General features: G+C 41.6%; 9 protein-coding genes. All 9 read left to right on the top strand.

Annotated elements, in window-relative coordinates; all coding sequences use genetic code 11:
* The first annotated feature begins 3 nt into the window (after nucleotides 1-3).
* The 9 genes from AC4HCY_RS00705 (at nucleotide 4) to AC4HCY_RS00665 (ending at nucleotide 11,926) form a co-directional block, all read left to right on the top strand.
* Complete coding sequence (locus AC4HCY_RS00705) at nucleotides 4-2,292, top strand: xanthine dehydrogenase family protein molybdopterin-binding subunit (protein ID WP_491095168.1); 2,289 nt, start codon at nucleotides 4-6, stop codon at nucleotides 2,290-2,292.
* Nucleotides 2,289-3,374, top strand: coding sequence for a TRAP transporter substrate-binding protein (locus AC4HCY_RS00700; RefSeq protein ID WP_323433006.1), 1,086 nt, complete (start codon nucleotides 2,289-2,291; stop codon nucleotides 3,372-3,374). Before AC4HCY_RS00705 ends, AC4HCY_RS00700 begins: the two co-directional genes overlap by 4 nt.
* Nucleotides 3,375-3,453: 79 nt before the next feature.
* Nucleotides 3,454-3,951: a TRAP transporter small permease gene (locus AC4HCY_RS00695; RefSeq protein WP_323433005.1), complete on the top strand. Its 498-nt coding sequence runs from the start codon at nucleotides 3,454-3,456 to the stop codon at nucleotides 3,949-3,951.
* Nucleotides 3,948-5,225 carry a TRAP transporter large permease gene (locus AC4HCY_RS00690; RefSeq protein ID WP_323433004.1) on the top strand — a complete coding sequence of 426 codons (1,278 nt, stop codon included), beginning with the start codon at nucleotides 3,948-3,950 and terminating at the stop codon, nucleotides 5,223-5,225. The genes AC4HCY_RS00695 and AC4HCY_RS00690 overlap by 4 nt, the downstream gene beginning before the upstream one ends.
* A 101-nt stretch (nucleotides 5,226-5,326) precedes the next feature.
* Entirely contained in the window at nucleotides 5,327-6,004 is a 678-nt protein-coding gene (locus AC4HCY_RS00685) for a FadR/GntR family transcriptional regulator (protein WP_323433003.1), read from the top strand.
* A 166-nt stretch (nucleotides 6,005-6,170) separates the two neighbouring features.
* Entirely contained in the window at nucleotides 6,171-7,295 is a 1,125-nt protein-coding gene (locus AC4HCY_RS00680; protein ID WP_323433002.1) for a Xaa-Pro peptidase family protein, read from the top strand.
* A 10-nt stretch (nucleotides 7,296-7,305) separates the two neighbouring features.
* The gene (locus AC4HCY_RS00675) at nucleotides 7,306-8,421 is read left to right on the top strand and encodes an NAD/NADP octopine/nopaline dehydrogenase family protein (RefSeq protein ID WP_323433001.1); all 1,116 of its coding nucleotides are present in this window, start codon (nucleotides 7,306-7,308) and stop codon (nucleotides 8,419-8,421) included.
* Between the two features lie 30 nt (nucleotides 8,422-8,451).
* Complete coding sequence (locus AC4HCY_RS00670) at nucleotides 8,452-9,609, top strand: mandelate racemase/muconate lactonizing enzyme family protein (protein ID WP_491095167.1); 1,158 nt, start codon at nucleotides 8,452-8,454, stop codon at nucleotides 9,607-9,609.
* 523 nt (nucleotides 9,610-10,132) lie between these two features.
* Nucleotides 10,133-11,926: an ABC transporter ATP-binding protein gene (locus tag AC4HCY_RS00665; protein WP_491095166.1), complete on the top strand. Its 1,794-nt coding sequence runs from the start codon at nucleotides 10,133-10,135 to the stop codon at nucleotides 11,924-11,926.
* The last annotated feature ends 18 nt before the right edge of the window (nucleotides 11,927-11,944 follow it).

The raw sequence follows: 11,944 nt of genomic DNA, 5'->3' as shown, positions 1-11,944 counted from the left end.
AAGATGAATAACAACTTTTTTACAGTCGGGAAAAGTTTTGTAAGGAAAGATGCTTTGAAGAAAGTTACAGGTGATGCTGAATATGCGTGCGATATTGACTTCGAGGGACAATTGTATGCAGGTGTAGTCAGGAGCATACATCCTTTTGCCAAGATATTAAGCGTAGATACCCAAGAAGCTAAAGCCATGCCGGGAGTTCATGCCGTCATGACATCGGCAGATATTCCGGGCAGCAACAGCATAGGCATTATTGTGAAAGATGAGTTTGTGCTGGCTGAAGATGTGGTCAGGCGCATTGGTGATGCCGTTGCAATAATTGCAGCTGAAACGCCTCAGCAAGTCCAAGAGGCTATGCAGTGTGTGCATGTAGAATATGAAATACTTGAGCCCGTCTTTTCTGTCGAAAAGGCAATGAAAGAAGATGCGCCCAAGATCCATCCAGATGGCAATATCATGATACGCAAGGACTTTTCGCATGGGGATGTTGATGCGGCTTTTGCTCAGTGTGATGTCATAGTTGAGAATCGATATACGACACCAATGCTTTCCCATATGTTTTTAGAAACAGAGGCAGGTATTGCCCGCATGGAAAATGGTATCATGACCATATATTGCTGCACTCAAAATCCACATTACTGCCGTAATGAGATCTCACGTGTTCTGGATTTGCCTATGAACAGAGTTAGGGTAATACAAACCACAACCGGTGGAGGCTTTGGAGGCAAGCTGGATGTTTCTGTGCAAGCGCACATTGCACTTCTTGCACAGCGTACCGGTCTCCCAGTCAAGATGGTGCGTTCGCGTACGGAATCCACACTTGTTTCCTCAAAGAGGCATCCCTTTTATATAGATGCAAAAACAGGTGCAACAAAGGATGGCAAGGTATTGGCATTTGAAGCCAAAATGGTTTCTGATACAGGTGCCTATGCTTCTTATGGGCCTTCGGTCGCCAGTCGTGCAATCATGCATTTTATGGGTCCTTATGAGATACCTAACGTGCGAGGCGAATGTGTCTTAGTGTATACTAACAATCCTGTGGCAGGAGCATTTCGTGGGTTTGGTGCACCACAGGCAGCTTTTTGCCATGAAGGACAGATGAATGCACTGGCGCGTGCGCTTAAAATGGATCCTATTGAACTGAGGTTGCTCAATGCGCATAAAGTTGGAACAATCACATCGACCGGGCAATTGCTGGAAGATAATGTTGGATTTATTGAAACCTTGGAACAAGCCAGAGATAAAGCCAATGAGGTTATGATAAGCAAAACAAAAGACACAACTGTTAAGAAGAACGGAAAGGGCGTAGGATGCATGTGGTATGGCATTGGCAATACTGGTTCTGCGAACCCAGGCGCTGCTTTTTTAGAGGTATTACCGGATGCTACTGTGAATTTAATGATTGGGAGTGCTGATATAGGGCAAGGATCATCAACCGCAATCGCACAGATTGTGGCTGAGGAACTGGGTCTTCCATATGAATCTATCCATGTGATTGCAGCTGATACTATGGTAACACCTGATGGCGGTGCAACCAGTGCCAGCAGACAAACTTTTGTATCAGGCAACGCTGCGCAGCAAGCGGCAAAGCAGGCAAAAGCAACAATTGCTGAGGTTGCTGCAAAATATTTAAATGTATCACAGGACGAGCTCGTTTTCCGTAATGGGCGCATAAGCAACGCATGTGATCCTAAGGTAGGCATATCATATGCTGATTTAATGAAGATGGCAGCAGCACAAGGCCGCATTCCTGTGGGGGCAGGTACATATAATCCTCGAACGATACCTATTGATCCTGCAACAAAGCAGGGGAGTCCTTATGAAGTCTATTCTTATGCTACAGCTATTGCCGAAGTAGAGGTAGATACAGATACCGGTATTATAACATTGATAAATGCGGTTAGTGCGCATGATGTAGGCACTGTGATCAATACGGCGATGGCGGAAGGACAAATTGAGGGCGGTGTGGTAATGGGGCAAGGCTTTGCGTTGATGGAAAAGGTGGAGTATAAGAATGGCTTGATTACTAATCCTATATATTCCAAGTATTTGATTCCGACATCAATGGACATGCCCAAAATTTATCCGTTGCTCATTGAGACGGATTGTAAAACCGGACCTTTCGGAGCCAAGGGCATTGGGGAACCTTCGCTTATACCGATAATCCCCGCTATAGTGGATGCTGTGGAGGATGCGATAGGGATACGTTTTAATGATTTACCTATTACTCCCGCAGATGTGCTCAGAGCGCTGCGCGAAAACAAGGCAAATAAAAACGAGGAGGATAAAAAATGAAAAAGATAAATATGAACCGTATGATATCTATATGCTTAATAGTATTGATGATGGTTAGCATTGCAGGATGTTCCAATGGAAAGGCCCAGGGAGATTCTGCTGGAAATAGTGCTGCTGGTGCAAGCGATGCACAAGCCGGCAGTAAAACGTCAGATGAAGCCATAACTATGCGATTGGCAACTTCGGTGCAAAAAGATCACCCAATGAATCTTGCAGCTTTGGAGTTTGCCCGCCTGGTAAATGAGAAAAGCAATGGTCGTATTAAGGTCGATGTCTATTCATCTCGACAACTTGGTCAGGATAACGAAGTAGCTGAGATGGTTATGCAGGGTTCATTGGATATGGTTGAGATAAGTTCTATAATGTTCTCCAATTATACTAAGCTCACCAATGCTTGGCAGATTCCATTTTTATTTTCTGATATGGAGCAATATAGGAAAACTATCAAGAGTGAAGCTAATAAGGCATTACTAGATGGAATTACCGAATTGAATCTGGGTATCAAAGCATTGGCGATATATAATACGGGCTTCCGCCACATTGTTGTAAACGGAAAAGATGTTAACTCCATAGATGGTATGAAAAATTTGAAGATCCGTACTGCTGAGTCTGATTTATTCTTAGATATGTTTAAAGCACTTGGTTCTGCTCCTACACCCATGGCATATGGTGAGGTCTACAGCGGCTTGCAGAACAAGGTCATCGACTCCTGCGAAGCTGACTTCAGCGCAATATACCTTGAGAAGTTCTTTGAAGTTTCCAATAGCATGACCGAACTGAAGCACTTTATGTGGCCTGGCCTGCTGGCAATAAACAAAGCTCGTTTTGATTCCTTTTCTCCTGAAGATCAGCAGATAATACTGGAAGCTGCAGAAGAAGCAGTAGATTACAATGTCGATAATATTATTGAGTGCGAAGATCACTACCGCAATCTGCTGACTGAAGCTGGGTTTAAGATCAATACTTTGAGTGAAGAAGAAGTTAAGCGTTTTAATGACGCAGTAGCTCCGGTAGTGGAGAAATACAGCAATCTGGACAAGCGTATTGCTGATTTTGTAGCTGAAGCGAAAGCAAATAAGTAGGAGATTTTGTGAAACTAGTGAAAAAACATTCTGATAAGCAGGATACTGTTCTTATTTTTACCTGAAAGGAGATTATAACATGAAAGTAATCAAGACTTTCGGAGATATTTTAGATAAAGTTTTTCGCATTTTCCTACAGATTCTTGTTGCCGCTATGGCTATTGTGATATTGATGCAAGTTGTTTTTAGGTATTTCTTTCACAGCCCGCTTTCATGGTCGGAAGAATTAGCGCGTTTTTCTATGATTTGGATAACCTTCTTCGGTGCTTCCATCGCTTTTAAAGAAAATAGCTTGTCTCGTGTAGATTTGCTGGTTGAGATGATGCCCAAAACAATTAAGAAAGCTCTGTTCATAATCACTGATCTAATAATGTTGGTGATCACCACAATGTTGTTTAAATACAGCGTAGATCTGGTAAAACTTCCGGGTACAATAATGCAGAAGTCTGCAGGGCTTCATTTACCAATGCCGATTGTGTACATTTGTGCCCCGATTGGTCTTGGAATCTTGATGGTTCAGATCATAATACGCTGCATCTGTATATTTGATAGGCCGAGTGAGGAGGTATCCAAGTGATCATTGTATTGCTCGTATTTATTATAACCATTGCAATCGGTCTTCCGATAGCCTATGTTTTAGGATCTACGGCTATAACACATGCAATTTTAATGGGTGATGTTAAATTGTTTGCTATGCTTCCACAACGCATGTTTGCCGCAGTAAATAATTTTAGCCTTATGGCTATTCCATTGTTTATCCTAGCCGGTGAGATAATGGGTTTTGGAGGAATTACGGAGAAACTGGCGAACATGATGCGTGCCTTCATAGGCCATATCAAAGGAGGGATAGCTTATACGACTGTTTTGGTCGGTACCGCGTTAGGCGCTTTGCTGGGTTCTGCAAATGCATCTGCGGCATTGCTGGGCGATACTATGTTTGAGGAGATGCGCAAGGATGGTTATGAAGATGGCTTTAGTGCTAGTTTAATAGCTGGGACATCGCTGCTTGGCCCGATTATTCCGCCTAGTATGGTATTTATTGTTTTCGGCGTTGCAGCGAATGTATCGGTTGCAAAACTGTTTTTTGCAGGAATAATTCCTGGCCTTATGATGACATGCGGGTATTTTGCGCTGATCGGCATTTATGTAAAAAATAGGGATATACCCACCCACCCGCGTATAAGGCTCAAAGATGTCATTAAAAATGTTTTGGAGGCTGTGCCGGCTCTGATTGTTCCGGTTGTAATACTAGGCGGAATTTTAGGCGGAATAACCACACCGACGGAGGCCGCCGCAAGTGCATGCTTTACCGCATTGATTGTCGGCGCATTTATATACCGTAAGTTAAAATGGTCGCAACTGCCACATATTCTCGAACGTACAGGAGTAATAAGCGCAAGTATCCTATTCATAGTAGCTATGTCTAATATTTTGGGTTGGACACTGGCACTGGATCAAATTCCTACTATGATAGCAGAGGCTTTACTTGCTATAACTACCAACAAATATATCTTATTGCTGCTGATTAATATATTGCTGTTTATAGTAGGTATGGTAATGGAGACTACTGCGGCAATCATCATTTTGGTGCCGGTTCTTCTGCCCGTTATAAACGCTGTCGGCATAGATCCGCTGCATTTTGGAATAGTGATGTGCATTAATCTGATCATTGGCATGCTTACACCGCCGGTTGGTATTACTCTGTTTACTACAGCACAGGTTACCAAAGTGCCTTCAAATGTTCTTGTTAAGCAAATTTGGCCATGGATTGGTATTGCAACGTTAGTCTTGATAATCATCACATATGTGCCGGCTATAGTTACATTCTTGCCAAATCTGCTCTTAAAATAGGGGCGCAGATTTTTGCAGTATGATATTTACATACTACAAGAAGAGGCTCATAATAGAAATTGTAAACCAGTATATTCCAATTATGGGGGTGGAGGGAAAGGATGCCACTAAAATATTTAAAGAAAGATAATGTATTGCTCAATCGTTTTCTTGAATATCTCAGAGAAGGCAACTATCAGCAGGGAGATCGAATCATGTCTGAGCGTGCTCTTGCGAAGGAATTTGGTTGCAGCCGCAACTCTTTGCGTGAGGTTATTAAAGTACTGCAGACAATGGGCGCTTTGGAAATCCGCCAATGCAGCGGTATCTATATCAATTCAACAGATATATTAGAAAGCGGTAATTCGGTAAAATGGATTGCTTTGCACAAGGATCAGGCCATAGATTTGCATAATGTTCGAACAGCACTGGAAATCAAGGCTTTAGAATTGATCCCCACAGGCCAGCTTGCTGATGTTGGGGAAAAGTTAAAACATTGTGTGGAACAGCTTGATATTGAGCATTGCTCGGAAGTAGAGTTTATCGAGCATGATATAATGTTCCATGATATTATTTGGCAAGCCTGTGGCAACAAGGTATTGTGGAGCATATGTTCCGACGTCACTAACACTATTTACGATGAGCGTGTAGCTATTGCAGCTGATGAATCCAGAAAAAAGGCTTCTTATGCTGAGCATGTGATAATTGCCGATGCTTTTTCCAGCTGTGATTTGCCCTTTATTCGTAACATTTGTGCAGCACATTATGCTAGCGTTAATAACTATCTGATTGAGATCTAATCAGAAATACAGATGCGTTAGGAATTTCATAACTGAAAAATAATGAATTTCTAGATATGTATGAAAATAATTAGTTTTGAATAAGTCTTTTATAAAATTAAAGTATTTTATTTATTTTTAAAATACTAATCATTTAAAATATGCATGCTTTTAAAGGAGGAAAACAATGCACGAAGTAATAAAAGCGCAACAGGAATTAATGCGGGAGTATAATCTAGATGGATTAGTAGCAATGACTCCAGAAAATTTTGGCTATGTATCAGGTGTGATGGTGCCAACACAAGTAACCGTAAGAAGCAGACATGCCATCCATATTTTAAACGCACAGGGACAAAGTAAAACTGTAGTTGTCAACATTGAAGAGGGCTTGGTCAAATCATCCAGTTGGCTTGATAGTGCACATATAAGTTCGTACAACGAGTTTACACAAGATCCAATAGTAATTGCGGGTCAAAAGATGTTAGATCTTGGACTGGATGGTAAAAGGGTAGGAATTGAGATGAATTATTTACCTTACAAGGATTATCTTAAGCTTGTAAAAGCTGTACCCTCAATTGAATTAGTTGATGCCCAAGAGCTTTTTGAGAAATTGCGTAAAGTTAAATTGTTTTTTGAAATAGAGCGTATAGAGGCATTCGGCAGTCAAGCAGAAGATGTAATTTACTCAGCCTTTTCCGGCGTTCATGCAGGCATGACTGAAAATGATATTAAAAATATCATTGTCAAAGGCTTCAGCGCAATAGGCGGCGATAAACTGACTGTTTTAACCGTTGCTTCCGGCGAGCGCAGCTGCTTCCTGAATGCACCTGCTACGGACCGTGTGCTCAAATCCGGTGATGTAGTGCGTATAGATTTGGTTGGTGTAGACAAAAAGGGTTATTACTGTGATGTTTGCAGGTCGGCAGTGGTAGGCGAACCTACAGATGAACACAATCTAATTTGGTCTAGATTGGTGCAATCCCATGATGAAATAGTTTCTAAGATTCGTCCCGGCGCAGATACTAAAGATATTTATGACGATTTTCTCCGTCAGTTTGAAGAATGGAATTATCCAGCGGTAGATTTTGTGGGACATGGTCTTGGTTTGTCTCTTCACGAAGAGCCTTATATTGGTCGTTATGCTCGAAATATTCTACAGGCTGGTATGGCTATGTGTGTAGAGCCTATTATGATCAAACCCGACTGTTTCGGTTTTCAATTGGAAAACGAAGTATTAGTAACTGAAAGCGGTTGTAAAGTAATCTCGGCAAATAAACCTTATGATAAGCTTTTTAAAATAGCAGACCGTTAAGGAGGATAAAATGATTAAAAGAATTGCAATATTGGGGGGAGGTGCTAGCGCAAGAGCCTATGCTGCAGAATTGTCGCTGCGTGGTTTTGACATTGGAATCTATGAAGCACCAAACTACTATGAAAAGATGGATAGAATCATTGAAAAAGGTGGAATACAGGTTAATATAGCGCCTAAGGTAGATAAGCTGCAAAGTGGATTTGCCTTTATACATAGTGTTACCAGCGAAATGAGTCAGGCTATTAAAAACGCAGAAGTTATTATAGTTGCAGTGCCTTCACATGTCCAACTGCACTATGCTAACGCGTTAGCTTCTATTTTGCAAGATGGTCAGGCGGTGATATTCTCACCTACAATCATGGGTATTTCAGCATACCTACATAAGAGTATGCGAAATAATGCTAATTTGGCAGATGTATTGCTGATAGAAGCAGAGTATATTCGTCATATGAGTACCGTAACTAAGGATTTTGATGTAAACATTAACGGTATGAAGAACGGTTTGAGTTTTGCTGCCTTTCCTTCGGCACATAATGGGCGTGCACAGGTCCTTGTGAAAGAACTGTTTGAGGATTGGCAGATATGCAGTAACATTTTTGAAGTAGCTTTACGCAATACTAATGCAATCTTTCATGTACCATTGGCGGTCTTAAATGCCGGGCAAATTGACAGGCAATCGACCTTTGCTTTTTATGCCCAGGGATGTACCGAAAAAGTTGCTAATGTTGTGGATATGGTTGAAAAAGAGCGTATTCAAATTGGTTGCGCACTAAACATAGATATGACTCCTTTAGAAACAGTTTTAAAAGGATGGTATGGTGTGGGAAGCGGAGCTTGGCATACATTGGGTGAAGCATTAAGGCTAAATCAAGCTTACAAATCGATTATGGCACCAACTACTCTGAAACATAGATTTTTAATGGAGGATGTTCCTTATGGCTTGGCAGCAATAGAATCGCTAGCAAAAGCTGTAAATGTGGAAACTCCTGCTATTTCTTCGCTGATTATTCTAAGTGATATACTTTTAGACGGCAAATTGCATGCTCAGGCACATACGCTTGAAACGATAGGTTTAGCGGATTACGATGGGGATGGGTTGACTCAACTCGTGACTCATGGATTTTAATAATGCAAGAAAAGGGAGATATATAAGACTATGAAAATTATAGGTTATGAACTTTACGAAGTAAAAATACCCAGCAGGCGTGAGCATAAATGGGCGACAAGTACCGTAGATATCGGCGCCGGTTACCTGCTGGTTAAGTTGATTTCAGATACAGGAGTTGAAGGTTGGGGAGAATCTACCGCTATGGCGGAATGGGGTGGAGATTTCGGCGTCTACTACGGAGAAACAGCAGCCACTACCCGTGTTATAATCGAGAATAACCTATTCCCAGCCATTAAAGGTATGGATCCATTCGACATAGGATTGATCCACCGTAAGATGGACCAGGCGGTGCGCGGCTATCCATATGCTAAGACCGCCATTGATGTTGCAATCTATGACATGTGGGGAAAAGAAATAGGTAGGCCTGTAAACCAACTGCTAGGTGGTTGCCATCGCAAACGTATACCTATAGCACATAGTCTAGGCTTGATGCCAGTGGATGATGCGGTTAATGAAGCAATTCTGGCAGTGCAAGAAGGCATCAAACACATTAAGATCAAGGGCGGTTTGGATTTTGAGCGTGACTTGGAGCTCGTAAAAAAATTAAGAGAAAACCTTGGACCGGGTATTTCATTAGTTATAGATCCCAATCAGTCATATCCCTCTGCCAAAGAGGCGGTCCAATGGTGCACACGTATGGATGAATATAAAATGTTCTATATTGAACAGCCTGTTGAGGGGCTTGAAGCTATGGCACGGGTCACCAGTTTACTAAAAGTTCCGGTATGTGCAGATGAGAGTTGTTGGACGCTAGCTGATGCAATCAAATTGATCAGCCAAAAAGGTTGTGATTTCATTTCCATCTATTCTGCTAAGCCGGGCGGTTTATATCCTGCTCGTATGATCGCTGCGGTTGCTGAGGCTTCAGGTATACGTTGCAATGTGAATGGCTCTGGGGAGTTTGGCATAGGCAATGCTGCCAATTTGCATCTTGCTTCATCTGCTCGTAGCATTAATCTTCCCTCAGTTATTCCGATAACAAGTACTTTGGAATGTGAACGCACCAAGACTGCAGCAAGGTTCTTCAAAGATGACATCATTAAAAATCCTTTTGAATACGAAGATGGGTGTTTATTAGTACCTGATGGGCCAGGTCTCGGCATCGAAGTTGATATGGCAAAGTTAGAAAAGTATAGAATCGGCTAAATTAAAACTGCTTGCTTTATTTATCTATAAATATATTTTAAAGATATCAATCTTTTGCTAAGGTTGGTATCTTTATTTTATGCCTAATATCAGTAGAGCCTAATTAGCGAAAGCCGGATATATCGTTTATAATATAATTGGGATTGGGTAAGGATATTTGCTTTAGAGCACTCATGAAAACTTATTACAAAATTGTTACAAAAAAATTATGCTATTGCTAAAATAAAATATTAGGAATATAATTGTAATGGAAATAATATGGAAGGAGGTCGTGATCATGAAAAGAATAACAGCTGGATTTAATAGAATAGCCGTAAACGGCATAGTATTTTTTGCACGACCTTTAGCCTTAAGCCGGAGCGCTATGTAGACATATAGCGTTACATCCTGATTAATAGGCCATAGGTATGTGCATACCTGTGGCTTTTATATTTTTATGCAACTCGTTTGCTATTTATTGAGCCACAGTAAGTATTTTATCTGTGGCTTTTTTAATGACTTTTTAGAAGGTGGGGTAGATAACTTGAAAAATTTTAAACTATTATGGTCTTTTATGAAGGGCAACAGACTCCTTTATTTGGCATCCATAATAAGCATTGGCTTTGCCACTGTATTCTCATTTATGTCTCCATTGATCATCCGGTATACAATAGATTCGGTGATAGGCGGCACCGTCATGGACGCGCCGTCATGGGTAATGAACATTATTGAGGCTGTGGGAGGGCAAGATACATTAAGACAAAACATCTGGATGTGCAGCATTGCTTTGGTATTATTGGCTATTATAAACGGTATATTTACTTATTATAAAGGAAAATGGTCTGCAGTTGCATCCGAATCCATAGCGCAAAACATGAAGGATGCCCTTTATGACAGATTGCAAAATGTAAGCTACGGATATTATGTCAAAGCCGAAACAGGGGATTTGATACAAAGATGCACGTCTGATGTAGATACGGTAAGAAGATTTTTGGCAATGCAGTTTGTGGAGGTAGGCAGGGCAATTTTCATGCTGGCAATGGCTATAGGCATAATGTTTTCTCTGGATGTGCGTATGACCTTTATAGCCATGTCGGTAATACCTGCAATATTCCTGTTTTCCACCCTTTATTACATGAAGATAAAGGAATCATTCCTGGAATGCGATGAGTCCGAAGGAAAGCTGACCTCAATCCTACAGGAAAATCTTACAGGAGTAAGGGTGGTAAGGGCATTTGCCAGACAGCCTTACGAAAGAGATAAATTCGATGAAATAAATTGGGACTTCAGGAATAAAGTGTCCCATCTGATCGAGCTATTAGCCTGGTACTGGTCTTTCTCAGACTTATTGTCTATGCTGCAGATGGGGATTCTGCTGGTATCTGGTGTGTATTGGACGGTGTCAGGGCACATGACCCTGGGGACCTTAGTAGTATTCACCACTTATGAAGGCATGCTGCTGTGGCCTGTCAGACAGATGGGCAGGATTCTCACTGATATGGGGAAGACCGCTGTAGCTATTGGCAGGATAAAGGAGATATTGGATGAGCCGCTGGATAAAGACGGGGAAGAGGGCTTGAAGCCCGAGATACAGGGAAACCTTGAATTCAGCCATGTTCATTTTCAGTATGAGGATGGCAAGGAAGTGCTTCGAGATATAAGCTTCAGCGTCAATAAAGGGCAGACCATCGCCATACTGGGGCCTACAGGCTCAGGCAAATCTTCATTGATGCATCTTCTCCACAGGCTTTACGACTATGATAGCGGCTCTATAAAGATCGACGGAGTGGAGCTTAGAGATATAGACAAGAAATGGATAAGAGAAAAAATAGGCATAGTGCTTCAGGAGCCTTTTCTATATTCTAAAACCATAAAAGAAAATCTGAAGATGGCTCAGGAGGAAGAGGATGAAGAAAGGATCTATCAATCTGCCAGGATAGCCTATGTCCATGATGTAATAACAGGATTTGATAAAGGCTATGACACATTGGTGGGGGAAAGAGGGGTAACCCTGTCCGGAGGACAAAAACAGAGGGTGGCAATAGCAAGAGCTCTGATTAAGGATTGCCCGATCATGATCTTTGATGACTCCCTGAGCGCTGTTGACACAGAGACGGATGCAGCCATAAGAAAAGCTTTGAGGGAGAGAAGAAAGGATGTAACCACCTTTATCATATCCCATAGGATAAACACCTTATCCGAAGCAGATGTTATATTGGTAATGGAAGATGGCAGAATAACAGAAATGGGCGATCATGAAGCTCTGGTAGCCAAGCCCGGACTTTACAGAAGGATATGGGAGCTGCAAAACTCCAAGGAGGATACGCTTACAGCCTAGAGCTTACAGCATAGATAT

Source organism: Lutispora sp. QWL-02, assembly GCF_058315355.1.
This window is presented reverse-complemented; position numbering and strand designations above follow the sequence as displayed.